The sequence below is a fragment of the Arsukibacterium sp. genome (assembly GCF_033722355.1).
Lineage (GTDB): Bacteria > Pseudomonadota > Gammaproteobacteria > Enterobacterales > Alteromonadaceae > Alishewanella.
The window spans coordinates 1-19488 of sequence record NZ_JAWVZF010000039.1 but is presented as its reverse complement, the minus strand read 5'-3'; the positions used below and the strand labels follow the sequence as shown (position 1 = coordinate 19488).

The window sequence follows — 19488 nt, the reverse complement described above, 5'->3', positions numbered from 1 at the left end:
TTACCGGCACCGGTTTCACCGGTAATGGTTGACATACCGGTTTGCCAGTCAACTTCCAGTGCCCGCACAATAGCAAAGTTGCTGATATGAAGATGGCTTAGCATGCTGTGACTCCAGTCAGGGAAAATTACTGTTAATAATGCTGTGTTTAGATACAGTGTAAATTTATACAGTAATTTGTAATTATGCAAGCCTGATTTTTAAATACCAGTGGTCGGTTAATATAGCTTGGCGCCCCAGCCAAGTTTATTGCGCAGCACATGATAGTAACTGTAGCCAGGCGGATGAACCAGCCTAAGTGGCGTAGGATGTTTACGGATAAAAATTTCGTCGCCGGGCATAACCGCCAGGATAACATGACTGTCGCAACTGATTTGCAGATGAGCATCATTACTGTCCGCGACTTTCAGACAGATTTCGCTGTTGCCGGCCACTACCAGGGGTCTGCTGCTTAAGGTATGAGGGAACATAGGTACCAGACACATAGCGTCTAAATCGGGTGTCAGAATAGGCCCGCCGCCCGATAACGAATAGGCCGTAGAGCCGGTGGGGGTGCTGATAATTAGGCCATCCGACCGCTGGCTGTAAACAAACTCATTATTGATATAGGCTTCAAACTCAATCATATGCGCCACTTTATCGGCGTGCAAAACGGCTTCGTTTACTGCGCTGTTGCTGCTTTTAATGCTGCCATGGCGATGAACTGAGATTTCCAGTAAGTTACGCTTTTCGGTGACAAAGTTGCCATCCAGTACGTCAGATAACGGTTGTTCAAAAAACTCTGGCGCCAGATCCGTTAAAAAACCCAGGTTGCCCCGATTGACACCGAGCACGGCGACATCGAATCGTGCCAGTACCCGGGCGGCGCCCAGCATATTGCCATCACCGCCGACGACAATGGCTAAATCGCAGGTTTTACCCAGATCAACCAGATCAAGTACTTTCGCATCAGCCAGTGCTAATGACTGAGCAACCCGTTCTTCAACGAAAACTTCAAGACCTTTTGCTAGCAGGAAATGATAGAGGCTGACCAGCGTATGGTTGGCTCCCTGATGATTCGGTTTACCAATCAGACCGATTTTTGTAAAAGCAAGACTCATATTTGTGTTCCCGGCTGTCATTTTGCCAGTATAGCGGCCCCTGTGTTCCGCGACCAGCCTCTGCGTTCTTTTAGTGATTTATCAACTTGATATTGCTAATTTAGCCCCCAGATCACTTGCCAGCACATAATAAGGTAATGGGTAGTATGGCCGTGGCGCTAAGCAGGGCAGAGCTAATTTTAAAGCTGATTGTTGAGCAATATCTGGCAGATGGGTTGCCGGTATCCAGCAAGCTTATCGCGGAAAATCAGGCGTTGGATGTCAGCTCTGCTACTGTTCGCAACACCATGGTGCAGCTTGAACAGCAAGGCTTCATCCGTTCCCCTCACACGTCGGCAGGCAGGGTGCCCACTACTAGTGGTATCCGGTTTTTTATCGATAAAATGCTGACGATGCAGCCGTTAAGTGGCCGCTGGCAGGCTGAGATTCAGCGCCGGCTGGTGCCCACCCTGCCAGTATCGTTATTGTGCCAGCAAGCCGGCCAGTTACTGACCAACCTGACCGGCTGTGTGGCCATCATCAGCGCGCCCAAAGCCAGCGGCCGCGAAGTCAGGCAGATTGATTTGGTGCGGCTGGCCAGTGACCGGCTATTGCTGGTGGTGGTGGATGAAGATGGCGATATTCTGCATCGGGTACTCGACTGCGCTCAGAGTATCGACAGCGCCACCCTTAGCAAAGTGCTGTGTTTGCTCAATGCGGCGCTGGCCAATGGCCAGTGGCAGGATGGTATTGCCCGGCTTGCCGGCATGGCCAAAACAGAAACCGGCGGCAGCCAACTTTTGATAAATAGTGTGCTGGGACAGCTGAGTCTGGATGAATTTTTACAGCATCAGCCGCTTATTTTTGGCCAGCATCAATTATTGCTGAGTCCTGAATATCAGCATAATCCGGCGCTGCAACAGGTTTTCCATATGCTGGAGCAGCCAGCAGGGTTAATTGATTTATTGCAGAAAGTGACATCAGATGAGCATCCGAAATTGATCCTGGGTAAGGAGTCTGGCTTTGTTGAGCTGGCGCCGGTCAGTGTTATCAGTCAGCGCTATCAATCGGCCCCGCACCGCTTTATTGCGTTACTCGGCCCCAGACGGATGAACTATGCCCGGCTGGTTCCACTGGTGGAGGCCTGTGCGCATCGTTTAAATTTAAACTTGAATCGACAGAATCAATCCCCATAATAGACCTACTTTCATTTGGAGTAGTTAGCATGACTGAGCAAGCAAAGCCGAACGAGCGGGCTGAAGAGATGAAACAAGATACCCAGCAGCCAGAAAATAAAGCCAACGATCAGGCTGATACCGTGGAATTGTCGGGTGAGCAGGCGGTAATTTCTAAACTGGAAACTGAGCTGGCTGAAATCAAAGCTAAGCTGGCGGATCAGCAGGATTTAATGCTGCGAATTAAAGCAGACGCTGAAAATGCCCGGCGTCGCGCCAGTCAGGACGTGGAAAAGGCCCATAAATTCGCGCTGGAAAAGTTTGCCGGTGATTTGTTACCAGTGGTCGACAATCTGGAACGGGCATTGGCATTTATTAACCGTGAAGATGAAGCCTTTACCGGTATCATCGAAGGGGTAGAGCTGACGATGAAGAGTTTTCTGGATACCGTGGCGAAATATGGCGTGCAGCAAATTGATCCGCAAGGGCAACCCTTTAATCCGGACTTACACCAGGCCATGACCATTCAGCCAACCGCTGATGTTGCGCCAAACACCGTGACTTTTGTAATGCAAAAAGGCTATGAATTAAATGGCCGTTTGCTGCGTCCGGCGATGGTTGGGGTGTCAAAAGCACCAGAATAAATTCATTAAGTAATAAAAAAACCGGCTATTGCCGGTTTTTTTATTTCGTTCGAAATACCAGAACTATAAATTCCCCCAAAAATCAGGGTTCAGACCATTTAGTATGAAGCCCAGCCTGCTGCTATGGTTAATTTAGCGGTGGCAACAATCGGCCTGTGGCGGCAAAGGCGACCATGCTTACCAGCAACTATAAAGCGCGAGCCTGAGGAGCACCAGATGAGTAAACGTGTCATTGTTATGGGCGAATGCATGGTCGAGTTATTTGAGCAAGCTAAAAACGTCTATCACCTGAATTTTGGCGGCGATGTGTTTAATACTGCCGTCTATTTAAAGCGAAGCTGTGAAGTACCGCCAGATGTGCAGTTTTTCACTGCGGTTGGCACCGACCAGATCAGCGATAAGCTGGTTACAGCGGTGCAGCAGGAAGACATTGATACCAGACTAACGCTGCGCAGTAAAACAGCCGGTCCGGGTTTGTATATGATTAATACCGATGCTGTTGGCGAGCGCAGTTTTGTCTATTGGCGTGACAGCTCTGCTGCCAAACAGGTCATGCAGTGTTATACCGCGCAAAGTAATTATGATGCGCTCAAGGGTTGCGATATGTTTTATTTTTCAGGTATTACCCTGGCGATTTTACCAGACGCTGATCGCACTACATTATTTACCCTGATAGAGCAGCTAAAGCAGGATGGCAGCCAGATTGTGTTTGACCCTAATTACCGGCCGGTGTTGTGGCCCAATACCGATACCGCTAAAGCAGCCTTTGTTCAGGCGTACCGTTTAGCCGATATCGCCTTACCGGGGCTCCATGATCATAAAGTGTTGTTTGGCGCTGAGCGGACCGATGAAGTTGTCGAACAGCTAACCGAGCTGGGCGTGGCGGAAATTATTGTCAAAGACGGAAAACACGGCATTAATGGCCGCTTTGAGCAGCAATGTTTCAGCGTACCGGCCCATCCGGTGAGAAAAGTGGTGGATACCACGGCTGCCGGCGACGCGTTTAATGGCGGGTACTTAGCCGCCCGGCTTGGTGGCATAGCGCCGCAGCACGCAGTCAAGTTTGCCGCCCGTCTGGCTGGTTTTGTGGTAGAACACAGCGGTGCCATTGTCAGCAAAGAGCACTTTAATGGCTTCTGGTCAAAGCACCGGCCAGCAAGTTTTGCCGTGTGAACAGCACAATCTGCTGATACCTGAATATGGTATATTGTAAGGCATAGCCAAAAACGCTAAAACCTGTTATCACATAAGCTAACTGAAGTTTTGAGATGTGTTGCTGTGACACTACCTGCTGCATTCCAAAAAGCTGTAAAACAAATCATTCCTGCCGATCGCTACTTCGACGATCCTATCGTTACGTTAGCCTACGGCACCGACGCCAGTTTCTATCGGCTGTTACCCAAACTGGTGCTGCGGGTAGAGTCTGAGGCAGAGGTAGTGACACTGCTTAAGCTGGCCAATCAGCATAAGGTGGCTGTGACCTTCCGGGCGGCGGGTACCAGCTTATCTGGCCAGGCAGTCACCGATTCTGTGCTGCTGGTACTGGGTGAGAACTGGCAGCAGCGTGAAGTGCGTGGCCTGGGCGAGCAAATCCGTTTGCAGCCCGGGGTGATTGGCGCAGCCGCCAATAGTGTGCTGACTAAGTTTCAGCGTAAAATCGGTCCCGATCCGGCATCAATTAACAGCTGCAAAATTGGTGGTATTGTTGCTAATAATGCCAGTGGTATGTGTTGTGGTACGGCTCATAACAGTTTTAATACGCTGGCCGCGATGCGGCTGGTGCTGTTCGATGGCACTGTGCTGGATACTGAAGATAACGCCAGTGTTGATGCATTTAAACATAGCCATGCAGAGTTGCTGGCTGAGTTATCGTTATTGGCAGAGCAAACCCGCGCTGATGAGGCGCTTTGCGGCAAAATCCGCCATAAATACCGCCTAAAAAATACCACCGGCTTTTCGCTTAATGCATTAACCGAATTTACCGATCCAATTGATATTCTTATTCATCTTATGGTGGGCTCTGAAGGCTGTTTAGGCTTTATCAGTGCCGTTACCTATAACACGGTACCGGATTATCCACACCGGGCAACGAGTCTGCTGGTGTTCCCCACCGTTGCCCAGTGCTGTCAGGCAGTACCTGTATTAAAGCAGTTGCCGGTATCGGCGGTGGAGCTATTGGACAGACGCAGTTTGCGCTCCGTCGAACATAAGGCCGGAATGCCGGCATGGATAAAACAGGTATCGGATGGCGCCTGTGCTTTACTGATTGAAAGCACCGCAGTATCAAGCCAGACCTTACAACAGCAACTTGCTCAGTTGCGGGCGGTGGTGCAGGGCTTTGAGCTGGAGCAGCAGGTAGATTTCAGTACCGACCCTGCGGTATACAACCAGTTATGGGCCATTCGCAAGGGCACCTTTCCTTCAGTAGGTGCAATGCGTGATACCGGCACCACGGTGATTATTGAAGACGTCACTTTTCCGCTCGGGCAACTGGCAGAGGGCGTAACGCGGCTGCAGCAGTTATTTGCTAAATACCACTATGACGAGGCAATAATATTTGGCCATGCTTTAGAGGGCAACCTGCATTTTGTGTTTACCCAGGGCTTTGATGACCCGGTCGAAGTTAAGCGTTACGCCCGTTTCATGCAGGAGGTCACCCAACTGGTGGCTTGTGAGTTTGGCGGCTCGCTGAAAGCCGAGCATGGCACAGGGCGGAATATGGCACCCTTTGTTGAGCTGGAGTGGGGAAGTAACGCGTACCAGCTGATGTGGAAGCTGAAAAAGCTGTTGGACCCACAGCATATTCTTAATCCCGAGGTGGTACTGAGTCATAACCCGCAATTGCATTTGCAGAATTTAAAGCCATTACCGGCGACTAATCCACTGGTCGATAAGTGCATTGAATGCGGGTTTTGCGAGCCGGTTTGCCCGTCGCGCAAGTTAACTTTGACTCCGCGCCAGCGCATTGTCACCCGGCGCGAAATCTCGCGCCTACAGGCAACCGGCGAAGATGTAGTGCGGCTTAAGGCTTTACATAATGCTTATCAGTATGCCGGCAATGATACCTGTGCAGCCTGTGGTATGTGCAGTACCGCTTGCCCGGTTGGCATTAACACCGGTGAGTTAACCCGGCTGCTGCGGGCTGGAAACAACCAACGCTGGCAGGGGCTGGCTGGTTTTATGGCCCGACATTTTGCCACGGTCAGCGCCATCGCGCGCTTTGGCCTTTATGCCGGGCAGCGGCTGAGCAAGTTGATACCCGGCTGGCATCGCGCGATGCCCACCGCGATGCCCAGCGCTAAGAATACAATGTTAAATAAAGCAGCCACAGCGCTTAAGCCTGTTATCTATCTGGCCAGCTGCAGTAGCCGGGTGATGGCACCCCAGGCCGATAGTCAGGATAACCGCAGCTTAATGCAGGTAAGTACTGACTTACTGGCTAAGGCTGGCTATCAGCTGATTGTCCCGCCGCAATTAGCTGAGCAGTGTTGTGGTATGCCATTTTTGTCAAAAGGTCAGCCCGCCGCCGCAGCAGACAAACAACGCGAACTCAACCAATGGTTGCTGAAAAACAGTGCAGGCGGAAAGATCCCTATTTATTCTGACAGCAGCCCCTGCAGTTTAACCTTGCAGGGGAAACTGGACCCACAGTTGACGATAATCGACAGTGTGGATTTTTTGTATCAGTATGTCGTACCAAGGCTGAGCCTGACTCCTCTGGCCGAACCAGTAGCCCTGCATATCAGCTGCAGTGCCAGCCAGTTAGGGCAGGCCGCAACGCTTAAGCAATTAACAGCTGCCTGCACCAGGCAAGTGGTGATCCCGGAAGGGATCAGCTGCTGCGGCTTCGCCGGTGATAAAGGCTTTATCTTGCCAGAGCTTAATGCCTCAGCATTGTCAGATCTGGCCCGACAGGTAAGTAAATGCTCACAGGGGGTGTCAACCAGCCGCACCTGTGAAATTGGTTTATCGCAACATAGCGGCATTGAATACCAGCATTTGGTGTATTTGCTGGATAAATGTGCTGATCCTACCCGCACTAACCAGGCTTAACGGCTTCAGCGCCTTTGAACCAGCGGCTTTCTAATAATTCTGCTGCTGTTAACGGTTTACTGAAATAAAACCCCTGAAAATGCTGGCAACACTCAGTTGACAACACATTGAGTTGTTCAGGTGTTTCTATACCCTCTGCAGTAATTTGCAGGCATAACTCCTGTGCTAAATGAATAATAGCCAGTGTCAGCCGCCGGGCTTTGGGATCATCCAGTTTAGTGATAAAACTGCGATCTATTTTGACGATATCTACCGGATATCGATCTAAATAGCTCAGGGATGAATAACCTGTACCAAAATCGTCCAGTGCTATGCTAAAGCCGGCCACCTTCAGTTTCTGTAGCTGCTGATTAAGCCTTTCAGAATTATCCAGCAGCAGATTCTCAGTTATTTCAATAATCAGCACACTGGCGGGCAAACTGAATTCTGTTACCAGCTGTTTTAAATTTTCTGCCAGCTCTGCACAGGCAAAATCAGCAGCACTGAAATTAATACTGAGTTTCAGTTCTGGCACAGTTTCACGCCATTGTCGTAAGCAGGTTAAGCCTGTCCTTAGCATTTGCCGGGTTAACTGACAAATTATGCCAGCTTCCTCAAGCAGTGGAATAAATACATCCGGGCTGACATACCCTTGCTGCGGGTGATGCCAGCGGCTGAGTAATTCCACACTGTAAAGCTGATTTTCTGCATCAACAATGGGTTGAAAAACCGGTGAAAAAGCCCGCTGATTTAAGGCTTGCCGGATACTTTGTTGCAACTGATATCGTTTGCTTAAGTCAGACTGCATAGCACTGTTAAAACATTGGATCTGATAACCCTGCTGTGCTTTAGCCTGATGCAGTGCAATGTTGACCTGTTGGATCAGCAATTCGGAAGATTCCGTGAACGTCTCTGGATAGCTCATACCAATACTGGCAGTCAGGTTAAGGTCGGCAATTAACGTTCCCGGGCTTTCGGATAGCTTTAGCAATAAACTTTCGGCGATTTGTTTGGCTGTCTCAGTTGATGCATCTTTCAGTAAGACCCAAAATTCATCGCCATTTTGCCGGTACAGTTGATCAGCGCTGCGGATTTGCTGCATCAGCTTCCAGGCAACCGTCTGTAATAGTAAATCGCCGGTTTGGTGACCATATATATCATTAACCAGATGGAATTTATTTAAATCGAGTTTCAGCAGATAAAAAGGTTGTTGTTGTAAAAGCAGTGCTTCAATGTCCTGATGTAATTGCCAGAGCGTGGGCAGTGCTGTCAGAGTATCGAGATGTTGTGCTAACTCTGGTTGCCGCATCAATTGCCGTTTCTGCTGACGCAACAATCTGCTGCGCTTTACTCTGGCTTCTACCATCATTAGCAGCCGCCAGGTGGCAATGGGTTTATTGACAAATTCATCACCGGCAAGTCTTACGGCTGCCAGCTTTTCATCGATAGATTCATCAGCTGACATGAAAATTAAAGGTGTATCAATCAGTTCGCTGTGCTGGCGAATAATTTGTCCAAACTCCAACCCATGACAGCCGGGCATATGCAGATCGATTAATACCAGCTCCGGTTGATGAGCCAGCATTAACTCAAGCGCTTGGCGGGGGCTTTTACAGCATATCACTTTGTAGCCTGCCAGTTGCAGCACTTGCCGGTAAAATCGGAGCACATCGGAATCATCGTCTACTAACATTACCCGATAGGGATCCTGCTCAGCTTTTCGCAGCAACGTTGTTAATAACTGGCAAAGGTTTTTTGAACTCAGCGGTTTTGCCAGAAAATGACTGCTGCCGGCTCGTACTGCCGCCAGCCGATTTTCAAACGTATCAAAAGCAGAAATAAACAATACCGGAAAGCTGACCCCCTGCTGCTCTCTGACTTGCTGCAGATGATCTGCACCAGCTGTTTCTCCTTCAGGGAATTTCATGTCACAGATTGCCGCCAGCGGCTGATGCTCAGCCACCGTTTTTGCCAGTAAACGAATATCTGTCAGCGGAATGATCTCAAAGCCGGCCTGCGTCAGCGCGTCGGTGTGATACGCAAGCAAGTCAGCATCGTCGTCAGCAAACACAACTTTAAACTTTGCCGGTTTGGCTGGAACGTCGGTTACCGGGGTAAAGACCTCGTTGGTAGTCAGGGTTTTAATGTTTTCCAGTTCAGCAAGTAAGTCATGCAGTAATGCCTGTGCCTTGTTGCTGAGCTCAGCATCCTTTTCGCAGTGTTTTAAACAGCTGTGCAGCGCCTGAGCCAGCCTGGATACTTCAGGAAAACCGTAAATTGCGCCGGAGCCCGCTAACTGATGGCTGATCTGTAATAATTCCTGCCATGCAGATGAAGGGGCAGAGAGTTGAATGTTATACCAGAGTTGCTGCAGAGTTTTTGCTTTATGGCTGAGGTTTTGCCGGTATTTTACCTGCATCGCGCGCCACTTATTACTATCCATAGAGTTTAAACCATATGCTGTCAGCGTTTAACGCAGTTGTTCTAGATATTAGCAAATTATTGCCTTATTGCAGCAAAAAGGAAATTTTGTTTACAAATTTAAACTTTTCTTGCATTGAATAAGCAAATAATCAATGCTGGAAATGACAGTAAACACGGAGACAGCAAGTTGACAGATCCGACCCAACAACGCCGCAACGTTATCAAAATTTGTGTTATTGCTGCATTGCTGGTTCTGATGACATTTCTGCTGTCAGCCTGGTATGCCACATTACAGCGGGACAGCTATTTCAAATCAAGACTGAATGACTTTCAGCAAATCCAGCTGACCAAACAACAAATTCTGCAGCAGGAAGCAGAGCGGCAACTGGCGCTGGCGGTCGATCTGATTGCTGCCGATCAACAACTTTATAAATTACTACTGCAGGCTGCTGAACACTATCAGCAACAGGGAGCAGATGCTGATCTTACCAGTATCCGTCAGCAAGTTTTGCCGATCCTCGATGGCTACTGGCAACAAGTTACACCTTATGGCGCCAGTCAGTTACATCTGCATCTGGCACCTGATGCGTTTACCTTGCTGCGTGCTCACCGTCCAGAACGCCATAGTGACAGCTTAATCAGTGTCCGGCCGCTGATTATGCATAGCTTAATCACTGGTACCCGGGTAACTGGCACTGAGCTTGGCCGGCATGGCTTAGGGTTGCGGGCAGCGGTACCGGTGCTGAACGGGCAAAATCAGGTGCAGGCTGTAATTGAACTCGGTTTTGATTTACAAAATGTGTTTGCCGCCCGCCAGCAGACATATGCGCCGGGGGACAGTAATGCCGACAACGGTGATACCGGGGCTTCCCAGGGGCTGGTATTGCTGGTAAAGCCTGATATTACCTCAGTGCTGCATGATGATTTAAAAGCCGGCTGGCTCAGCTCTGCCCTCTGGCATAGTCCTTCTGCATCTGACATGTTGCAGTTTTGGTTAGACAATAACCTGATCCCTGAAGATGTCAGCGGCCCGCAACAGTTTACTCTACGCTTTAATGAACAGATTTTTGCCGTATCACTGCTTCCCTGGCCGTTATGGGACCGTGCTGCTGAGCAAAACCGGCAATTGGTCAGCCTGAGCTGGCACGATATCAGTTCGCAGATGCATGCACAGCAACGCACTGATAAGGTTATCTGGTGGACGTGGCTGTTTGCCTGTCTGGGTATGTTAATGTTGCTGCTGTTGCTTGTGAAGCTTCTTCGCCGTCAGGCCCGTCAGGAAGTATCACAACAACAACGATTGCTGAAGCAGTCAGAGCAAAAATTGTCAGCGCTATATCAATTATCGCCGCTACCAATTTTGTTAAACCGGTTTAGTGACGGAGCCTTTGTCGAGGCAAACCCGGCGATGACAAAACTTACCGGCTATTCACTGGATGAAATAAAACAGTTAAGTTATTGGGACCTGACCCCTGAGCGTTATGCTCAGGCTGAACAGGAACAGCTTAAATCATTAAGGGAAACAGGGCGCTATGGCCCTTATGTTAAGCAGTACCGGCATAAAAGCGGTGATCTTATCGATATTGAGCTGAACGGTGTGTTATTTAGTGATGATTATGATGAAAAATTCATCTGGACGATTATTACCGATATTCGTGAGATTAAACGCATTGAAAAGCTTAAAGATGACTTTGTCTCAACGGTTAGCCATGAACTGAGAACGCCGCTGACGTCTATCAGTGGTTCGCTGGGGTTGATTTTAGCCGGTGCTGTCGGCGAATTTAGCCCTAAAGCGGAAAAGTTGCTGCGGATTGCCCATAAAAACAGCCAGCGCTTAAATGTACTGATAAACGATTTACTGGATATCGAAAAGCTGGCCGCAGGCAAAATGCGCTTTGACGAAGCGCTGGTTTTGCTGCCGGCCCTGCTGGAAGAGGCGATTGAACAAAACCAACCTTACGCCCGGCAGGCAAATATCACGCTAAAGCTCGGCAATACACCAAAAGTAAAGTTGTTTGTCGATGCCGCGCGTATTCAGCAAGTGTTAGCAAACTTTCTGTCCAATGCAATTAAGTTTTCACCGGCTAATACTGACGTGATTTTAGCTGCTGAGTTAATTGAAAAACGGGTTCGGATCTTAGTACAGGATCAAGGTCGTGGCATTGCAAATACTGATCAACAGCAGTTATTCCAACGCTTTTCGCAGCTCGAACCCACCATCGGGCAGGCAAAATCGGGGACGGGTTTAGGCCTGGCCATTAGCCGGGAGATTGTACTGCAATCAGGCGGTGAAATTGGCGTTATTTCTGAACCCGGTCTGGGGGCGACGTTCTGGCTGGAGTTACCACTTTATCAGGCTGAATCGCCGGCAAACAATAATGAGGCAATTCTGGTGGTAGAGGATGACCCTGACACGGCTCATTTATTATGTGAGTTTTTAAGAGCTGAGCATTACCAAGCAGATTGGGCGGCAGATAGTCAGGCTGCCTGGCAAAAATTGGCAAAACGCCAGTATGCTGCGCTTACGCTGGATTTGAAATTGCAAAACGAGAACGGCGCCGACTTTTTCCTGCGATTAAGAGATAATCCGGCTACGGCGGATTTGCCGGTGTTAATTATTTCAGCATTTGTTGAAAAAGGTAAGCTGCAACTGGCGGCACTGGCGAATGCAGTAGACTGGATAGCAAAACCAGTAAGCCCTGAGATACTGAGCCTGAAACTGGGGCAATTGTTAGTCCAGTTGCCGCCTCAGCAGCGTCATCATCGTATACTGCATATTGAAGATGACAGCGATATCGTCACTATTATGCGGTTACAGCTGGAGAACCAGGCTGATTACTTATCAGTAGATTCGTTATCAGTTGCCAGAACAACTCTGGCAACAGCGCGCTTTGATTTGATTCTGCTTGATTTAGGGCTGCCGGATGGTAACGGTATCAGTTTGCTTCCGACAATTGCTCAGACACAGGGCGATATTCCTGTTGTCATTTTTTCTGCCCAGGAAGTCACCCTGGAAAGTAAGGAAAAAGTGCAGGCGGTATTTAGTAAAAGCCGGATAAACACCGGATTATTAGCTAAGTACCTTAAAAAGCTTCTTAATGATAATAACGGGATTAACCAATGACTTTACAGCGGGTAATGCATGTTGAAGATGATGAGTCTATCCGGACGGTGGCAGAAATCGCCCTGACCGACGTCGCAGGCTTTACATTGTTAAGCTGTGATAGCGGACAAAGTGCCCTGGCGCAGGCAGAAGCTTTTGCTCCGCAGTTAATTTTGCTGGACGTGATGATGCCGCAGATGGATGGTTTGCAAACACTGGCTGCATTAAGACAGTTACCTTCGCTAAGAACGACACCGGTCGTGTTTATGACAGCAAAAATCCAGCAAGCTGAGAAGCAGCGTTATCTGGATGTCGGTGCTATTGGCATTATTGAAAAACCCTTTGAGCCAATGCTGCTTGGCGATATGCTGAGCGAACTTTATCAGCAAAGTATCGCATCTTAGCGAACGAGGCTGGCGATGCGCAAAGCGCTGACAATAAAAATGACAGGGAACAGGGTTTAATTTCAGACGGGGCCAGGGCTCAGCGTGGTGACGTAGGTTCAACCAGGTGGATACTGAGCAGGTTATTTAACCGGGTGTGATGCGACACCACATAGATAAGAGCAGAGCTTATGCAGCGACCTGAGACACCAAAAAACGAAGCCCCCAGGCTGGCTGCTCTGGCTGCTACAGCCTTGTTAGATACCGAGGCTGAACTGCGGTTTGATCGCATAACCAGTCTGGCGAAACAATGTCTGGGCACAGACATTGTACTTATTTCACTGGTCGATAAAGAGCGACAATGGTTTAAGTCTTGTCAGGGGCTTGCTGCCTGCGAAACCTCACGAGATATTTCCTTTTGCGGTCATGCTATTTTAAGCAATGACATTTTTGAAATTTCTGATGCCAGTAAAGTGCCGCAATTTGCCACTAACCCGCTGGTTACCGGCGAGCCATTTATTCGTTTTTATGCTGGTGCGCCGCTGAATTTTTCCGGCCAGCGGATTGGCACCTTGTGCCTGATTGACCCCAGGCCTCGTCAGCTGTCGGAGCAAGAGCGACAAATGCTGCGACAATTTGCCGATATGGTCGAGCAGGAAATTACCGACAGGTTACAACAGCAGGCACATCAGCAGCTGGCCGCCAGTGAATTAATGAATCGTTCTGTATTAGATGGTACCCGGATCGGTACCTGGCAATGGAATGTGCAAACCGGCGCCACAATATTTAATGAGCGCTGGGCTGAAATTGTCGGCTATACCCTGGATGAGCTGGCACCGGTTGATATTAATACCTGGCTTAATCTGGCTCACCCCGATGACTTAATCGATTCTGGCAAGTTACTTGACCTGCATTTTACCGGCAAAAAGCCTTATTACGATTGTAAATGCCGGATGAAGCATAAGAACGGTGAATGGGTATGGGTGCATGACCGGGGCCGGGTCGTCAGCTGGACCAGTGACGGTAAACCGCTGATGATGTATGGCACTCATGCTGATATAACCGAACAGAAGCAGGCGGAGCTCGAACTTAAAGCCAGCCGTGATCATTTTCAGAATTTGCTAGCTAATATTCCGGGTATGGTATATCAGTATCGGCAGTGGCCCGATGGCAGAGCAACTTTCCCTTATGCCAGCGCCAATATTCAGAAAATGTATGGTGTTCTGCCCGGACAGGTGAAAGAGGATGCCACTTTTATTTTTGACAAAATTCATCCGGATGACTTGGCGGCTCTGGCTCAGAGCATTGAACAATCCGCAGCAGATTTGTCATTATGGCAGCAGCAATACCGGGTTTGCCTTGATAATAACGAAACCATCTGGTTGTCAGGCAGGGCGACACCAGAGCGGATGCCTGATGGCAGTACTTTGTGGCATGGTTATATTGAAGATATCACCACCCTCGAGCAACATTATCAGGAACTTGAGCGGCTTAATAAGGAATATCAGCTTAGTCAGCAGCGTCTGGAAATGGCCAGTGAGACAGCGTTAATCGGCTTCTGGCAAGCGTCTTTGATAACCGGTGAATTGTGGTGGTCACCGGTTATCTACCAGATTTTTGGTTTTGACGAGAGTATTACGCCCAGTGTGGCGCTATTTAAAAGTACTGTACACCCTGATGACCGGGCACTGGTTGCAGCCAGTGAGCAGCGCTCGCTGAAAACCGGCTTGCATGATGTTACTCACCGCATTATCCGCCCTGACGGGGCTATTCGCTGGGTACATGAACTGGCCAGGTTACTGCCTGCCGAGGAAAATCCTGATCAGACACTGGTTGGCTCAGTTCAGGATGTAACAGAGCGGATGCAGCTGCAACAGATGAAAGATGCTTTTATATCAACAGTAAGCCACGAGCTCAGAACACCACTGACTGCCATTAAAGGCGCGCTGGCGCTGCTTAATTCCGGAAAGTTAGCGCCGGTACCCGAAAAAATGCAGAAATTAATGCAGGTTGCCAGTAATAATAGTGAACGCCTGGCGCAACTGATTAATGATTTACTGGATGTGGAAAAGCTTGCACTTGGTAAAATGCCATTTAATATCAGATCTGTAGATGTGCAGGCAGAGTTGCAGCAGGCCATTGACAATCTGCAGCCTTTTGCTGGTCAGCATCAGGTAAGTATTGTGCTGCAGCCGGTTGTTTCAGGGTTAACGGTGCAGGCTGACGCACTGCGACTGCAGCAAGTAGTGACTAATTTATTGTCAAATGCGATTAAGTTTTCTCCTAAGCAGGCGAAGGTAATAGTCTCTGCCCGAAAACAGCACGATAAGGTTGAATTTAAAGTAACTGATGCCGGGGCAGGCATTCCGGCCGAGTTTCATGCCCTTATTTTTGAACGTTTCGCTCAGGCTGATGGTTCTAACCAGCGGCAAAGTGGCGGCACAGGCCTGGGATTGGCAATTTGTAAAGAGTTGGTGCAGCAGATGGGAGGACTGATTGATTTTACTTCCAAACCGGGAGCGGGGTCGAGCTTTTACTTTCTGCTACCAGCAAAGGTATCTTAACCAGTAAGTCAGGACATGTTATGCCGTCATCGAAAACTCAGATAGATATCAGCGAGGCTTTTGGCAGGGTCAGGCAACGTTTCGAGCAAAGCCTGCCCGACAGAGCCGAAGCCATGCTGCAACTGGCTTTGCAGCAAAAGACCGGCAACGAGCTTGGCCAGTTAAGGGCTGAGGCCCACAAACTTGCTGGCGCCAGTGGTACTTTTGGTTATGCGATGCTCGGCAGGCTTGCCCGCAAGATTGAACAACTGGTTGTTGATATCATTGCGCTGTCACCAGAAATGCGTGCACTGAAAATGCCCGATTTAAACCAGCAGCTCAGTGTTTTTAAACAAACGGTTGCGCACCAGCTTAATGCACCTGTTAACTTAACCTCAGCCGGGGTGCCGCTCAAAGCAGAGCAGCAGAGTATCTGGTTAATGCTGGATGCTTCTGAGCTGTTATCTGAACTAAGTGTTCAGCTGCAGGCTTTCGGGCATCCGGTACGCCACATTGCGAGTTTTGAAGAGTGTATTAAGCAACTGCAAACAGACACGCCAGCCCTGCTTTTTACTCAGGTAAAGCAGGCTGACGGTGCTGAGATATTTAAACAAAGTTTATTATTAAATTTGGTTCAGCAACGACAATGCCGTTTGTTGATGTTTTCCCAGCAGGACGATTTTTCATTGCGGATACAGGCTGCCCAGCAGCATGCGGATGATTTTTTTGTTTCGCCACTGGATGTACCAAATATGATGAGCAGGATAGCCGAGTTGCTGGAACAGGCGGGTGGCAGTCATGGTCGGGTATATATTATTGATGATGATGTGATGCTGGCAGAACATTATGAATTAGTTTTGAACGCTATCGGTATCGAAACCAGAATCAATAGTCAGCCGCAGCATATTATTGAGGAGCTGATTAATTTTCAGCCCGATCTCATTCTGATGGATATGTATATGCCGCAGTACAGTGGTGCTGAACTGGCGGGTGTGATAAGACAATATCCGCAGCTACGGCGTCTGCCTATTGTTTTTCTGTCATCTGAGCAAAATCGCGGGCTACAAAACCGTGCGCTGTCTTATGGTGCAGATGACTTTATAACCAAACCTATTGATGATGGTCAGCTTGCCAAAGCAGTGCGGGTAAGACTTGCCCGCAGTTTACAAATTAAGACTCTGATAGAAAAGGACAGCTTAACCGGTTTGGTTAAACACAGTGCGATTAAAGATGCCGCTGAACTGGAATTTGAGCGCAGTGAGCGCAGCGGCAAGCCGTTAAGTATTGTGATGCTGGATATCGATCACTTTAAAAAGGTCAATGATAATTATGGTCATGCTACCGGCGATGTAGTGATTACTGCATTAGCTACGTTGCTTCGCAAGCGGATCCGCAAAACAGACCGTGCCGGGCGCTATGGCGGTGAGGAATTTTTGCTGGTATTGCCAGATTGTGACTCGAAGCAAGCACAGTTACTGACCCGGCAAATATTACAAAACTTTGTTCTGCTGCATTTTAATACCGCAGGTGAACCATTCAGCTGTAGTTTCTCTGCCGGTGTCGCCTGCTCTGCAGATGATAAACTGCCAAGCGCAGAGCAACTGATTAATAAAGCAGATCAGGCATTATACCGGGCCAAACAGGCAGGGCGTAATCAGGTATGTCTGTGATACAAGCCACTGGCTGAGTATTCTAAAATTTTTTAATGAATAACCTTGAATCGATCAGGGCTAATCCCCATTAATCGCTCAACGCAATTGTTAATTGTTCAGAATATAAGTGGAGAGCAGTTATGGGTAGAATAATCGGTATTGATTTGGGTACAACCAATTCATGTGTTGCTGTGTTAGATGGCGACAAACCTCGGGTATTAGAAAATGCAGAAGGCACGCGTACTACGCCTTCAATTATTGCTTACGCTGAAGATGGTGAGGTGTTAGTAGGTCAGCCGGCAAAGCGTCAGGCGGTTACTAACCCTAAAAATACCCTGTATGCGATTAAGCGTCTGATCGGCCGTCGTTTCGAAGACGAGGAAGTGCAGCGTGACATCAAAATCATGCCTTTCAAAATTGTGAAGGCAGATAATGGTGATGCCTGGGTTGAAGTTAAAGACAAGAAACTGGCTGCGCCGCAAATTTCAGCTGAAGTGCTGAAGAAAATGAAGAAAACCGCTGAGGATTTCTTAGGCGAGCCGGTAACTGCTGCTGTTATCACCGTACCCGCGTATTTTAATGATGCCCAGCGTCAGGCAACGAAAGATGCTGGCCGTATTGCCGGTTTGGATGTCAAGCGCATTATCAACGAGCCAACTGCTGCCGCGCTGGCATATGGTATGGATAAAAAGAAAGGCGACACCAAGATTGCAGTCTATGACTTAGGTGGCGGTACTTTCGATATCTCAATTATTGAAATTGACGATGTGGACGGCGAGCAAACCTTTGAAGTGTTATCAACCAATGGTGATACGCATTTAGGTGGTGAAGACTTTGATAACCGGGTCATTAACTACCTGGTTGAAGAGTTTAAGAAAGAGCAGGGTATGGATCTGCGAAACGATCCCCTGGCGATGCAGCGCTTAAAAGAAGCCGCTGAAAAAGCCAAAATTGAGCTGTCATCAGCATCGCAAACTGAAGTTAACCTGCCTTATATCACCGCAGATTCTTCAGGTCCAAAACATTTAAATATTAAAGTAACCCGTGCCAAGCTCGAGTCATTAGTTGAAGACTTAGTGCAGCGCACTTTAGAGCCGCTGAAAAAAGCCCTGGCCGATGCTGATCTGAGTGTCAGCGAAATTAACGAGATTATTCTGGTTGGCGGTCAGACCCGGATGCCAAAAGTCCAGGAAGCCGTGTCTGCGTTCTTTGGTAAAGAACCGCGTAAGGACGTCAACCCGGATGAGGCGGTTGCAGTAGGCGCTGCTATTCAGGGTGCCGTGCTATCTGGTGATGTAAAAGACGTGCTGCTGTTGGATGTGACACCTTTATCTCTGGGTATCGAAACCATGGGTAGTGTGATGACGGCGCTGATTGAGAAAAATACCACTATTCCGACCAAGAAGTCACAGGTGTTCTCAACAGCGGATGACAATCAGTCTGCGGTAACCATTCATGTGTTACAGGGCGAGCGTAAACGCGCCAGCGATAACAAGTCTCTGGGCCAGTTCAACCTGGAAGGCATTCGCCCGGCACGGCGCGGTGAGCCGCAAATTGAAGTAACCTTTGATTTAGATGCGGACGGTATCCTGCATGTATCGGCCAAAGATAAAGACACCGGTAAAGAGCAGAAGATCACGATCAAATCCTCTTCTGGCTTATCGGAAGATGAAATCGCAGCGATGGTTCGTGATGCTGAAGCACACGCTGAAGAAGATAAAAAGTTTGAAGAGCTGGTTCAAACCCGTAATCATGCCGATGCCATGGTGCATGCTACCCGTAAACAGCTGGAAGAAGTGGGCGACAGCTTAAACAGCGATGATAAAGCCGCGATTGAAAAAGCAATCAGCGAGTTAGAAACGTCGCTTAAGAGCAGCGATAAAGCTGAAATTGATGCCAAAACACAGGCGTTAGCCCAGGCGTCGCAGAAGCTGATCGAAGCCGCTCAGGCCAAAGCCCAGCAGGGTGGAGCCGATGCCGGCCAGCAACAGGCAGCTGGTAATGACGATGTTGTTGACGCTGAGTTTGAAGAAGTAAAAGACGACAACAAATAATAAAGGCCCGGGCTGCAGCTTGCTGCAGCCCTTTGACTAAGAAGTAAGCACTGAATTTATGTCAAAGCGTGACTACTATGAAGTATTGGGTGTCGCTAAAGGCGCCGATGATAAAGACATCAAAAAGGCTTATAAACGCCTCGCTATGAAGTTTCATCCTGATCGCACTCAGGGTGATAAAAGCATGGAAGAGAAGTTTAAAGAAGTCCAGGAAGCCTATGAGGTTTTATCAGACGAGCAAAAACGCGCTGCCTATGATCGTTTTGGCCATGCCGGGGTAGACCCCAGCCGCGGTGGCGGCGGTGGTTTTGGTGGCGGTGCTGGCGCGGGTGACTTTGGTGATATTTTCGGCGATGTGTTCGGTGACATCTTTGGTGGCGGCGGACGTCGTGGCCAGTC

Annotated in this window: 12 protein-coding genes and 1 pseudogene; 11 read left to right on the top strand and 2 right to left on the bottom strand. The window is 48.7% G+C overall.

The window, feature by feature from the left end; all coding sequences use genetic code 11:
* Nucleotides 1-218: 218 nt before the first annotated feature.
* The gene (gene nadK, locus R3177_RS05935) at nt 219-1100 is read right to left on the bottom strand and encodes an NAD(+) kinase (RefSeq protein ID WP_318970120.1); all 882 of its coding nucleotides are present in this window, start codon (nt 1098-1100) and stop codon (nt 219-221) included.
* A gap of 146 nt (nt 1101-1246) precedes the next feature.
* Here nadK and hrcA point away from each other — a divergent pair, with 146 nt between their 5' ends.
* The 4 genes from hrcA (at nt 1247) to R3177_RS05915 (ending at nt 6951) form a co-directional block, all read left to right on the top strand.
* Nucleotides 1247-2275 carry a heat-inducible transcriptional repressor HrcA gene (gene hrcA / locus R3177_RS05930; protein WP_318970119.1) on the top strand — a complete coding sequence of 343 codons (1029 nt, stop codon included), beginning with the start codon at nt 1247-1249 and terminating at the stop codon, nt 2273-2275.
* 29 nt (nt 2276-2304) lie between these two features.
* Nucleotides 2305-2898 (top strand): nucleotide exchange factor GrpE, encoded by a 594-nt coding sequence (gene grpE, locus R3177_RS05925; RefSeq protein WP_318970118.1) that lies wholly within the window; start codon nt 2305-2307, stop codon nt 2896-2898.
* Nucleotides 2899-3114: 216 nt separating this feature from the next.
* Complete coding sequence (locus R3177_RS05920; protein ID WP_318970117.1) at nt 3115-4071, top strand: sugar kinase; 957 nt, start codon at nt 3115-3117, stop codon at nt 4069-4071.
* A gap of 105 nt (nt 4072-4176) precedes the next feature.
* Nucleotides 4177-6951 (top strand): FAD-binding and (Fe-S)-binding domain-containing protein, encoded by a 2775-nt coding sequence (locus tag R3177_RS05915; RefSeq protein ID WP_318970116.1) that lies wholly within the window; start codon nt 4177-4179, stop codon nt 6949-6951.
* Here R3177_RS05915 and R3177_RS05910 read toward each other — a convergent pair.
* Nucleotides 6938-9373, bottom strand: a complete 2436-nt coding sequence (locus R3177_RS05910) for an EAL domain-containing protein (protein WP_318970115.1) — start codon at nt 9371-9373, stop codon at nt 6938-6940. The two genes, R3177_RS05915 and R3177_RS05910, sit on opposite strands and share 14 nt — an antisense overlap.
* Before the next feature lie 168 nt (nt 9374-9541).
* Here R3177_RS05910 and R3177_RS05905 point away from each other — a divergent pair, with 168 nt between their 5' ends.
* The 7 genes and pseudogenes from R3177_RS05905 to R3177_RS05880 all read left to right on the top strand — a co-directional run.
* Nucleotides 9542-12478: a response regulator gene (locus R3177_RS05905; RefSeq protein WP_318970114.1), complete on the top strand. Its 2937-nt coding sequence runs from the start codon at nt 9542-9544 to the stop codon at nt 12476-12478.
* Nucleotides 12475-12861 carry a response regulator gene (locus R3177_RS05900; protein ID WP_318970113.1) on the top strand — a complete coding sequence of 129 codons (387 nt, stop codon included), beginning with the start codon at nt 12475-12477 and terminating at the stop codon, nt 12859-12861. Before R3177_RS05905 ends, R3177_RS05900 begins: the two co-directional genes overlap by 4 nt.
* A gap of 170 nt (nt 12862-13031) precedes the next feature.
* A pseudogene (locus R3177_RS14810) lies at nt 13032-13526 on the top strand (GAF domain-containing protein); the annotation flags it as partial.
* A gap of 27 nt (nt 13527-13553) precedes the next feature.
* Nucleotides 13554-15404, top strand: coding sequence for a PAS domain-containing protein (locus R3177_RS05895; RefSeq protein WP_413229072.1), 1851 nt, complete (start codon nt 13554-13556; stop codon nt 15402-15404).
* A 20-nt stretch (nt 15405-15424) separates the two neighbouring features.
* Complete coding sequence (locus R3177_RS05890) at nt 15425-17053, top strand: diguanylate cyclase (protein WP_318970111.1); 1629 nt, start codon at nt 15425-15427, stop codon at nt 17051-17053.
* A 122-nt stretch (nt 17054-17175) separates the two neighbouring features.
* Nucleotides 17176-19089: a molecular chaperone DnaK gene (gene dnaK, locus R3177_RS05885; protein ID WP_318970110.1), complete on the top strand. Its 1914-nt coding sequence runs from the start codon at nt 17176-17178 to the stop codon at nt 19087-19089.
* Between the two features lie 58 nt (nt 19090-19147).
* Nucleotides 19148-19488 (top strand): DnaJ domain-containing protein (locus R3177_RS05880; protein WP_318970109.1); only part of this gene is annotated, 341 nt, incomplete at its 3' end.

Excerpts from the sequence above, each read along its gene's own strand:
- hrcA (WP_318970119.1), top strand. The coding sequence starts at position 1,247 with ATGGCCGTGGCGCTAAGCAGGGCAGAGCTAATTTTAAAGCTGATTGTT.
- nadK (WP_318970120.1), bottom strand. The coding sequence starts at position 1,100 with ATGAGTCTTGCTTTTACAAAAATCGGTCTGATTGGTAAACCGAATCAT.
- R3177_RS05920 (WP_318970117.1), top strand. The coding sequence starts at position 3,115 with ATGAGTAAACGTGTCATTGTTATGGGCGAATGCATGGTCGAGTTATTT.
- R3177_RS05895 (WP_413229072.1), top strand. The coding sequence starts at position 13,554 with ATGAATCGTTCTGTATTAGATGGTACCCGGATCGGTACCTGGCAATGG.
- R3177_RS05890 (WP_318970111.1), top strand. The coding sequence starts at position 15,425 with ATGCCGTCATCGAAAACTCAGATAGATATCAGCGAGGCTTTTGGCAGG.
- R3177_RS05900 (WP_318970113.1), top strand. The coding sequence starts at position 12,475 with ATGACTTTACAGCGGGTAATGCATGTTGAAGATGATGAGTCTATCCGG.
- grpE (WP_318970118.1), top strand. The coding sequence starts at position 2,305 with ATGACTGAGCAAGCAAAGCCGAACGAGCGGGCTGAAGAGATGAAACAA.
- dnaK (WP_318970110.1), top strand. The coding sequence starts at position 17,176 with ATGGGTAGAATAATCGGTATTGATTTGGGTACAACCAATTCATGTGTT.
- R3177_RS05910 (WP_318970115.1), bottom strand. The coding sequence starts at position 9,373 with ATGGATAGTAATAAGTGGCGCGCGATGCAGGTAAAATACCGGCAAAAC.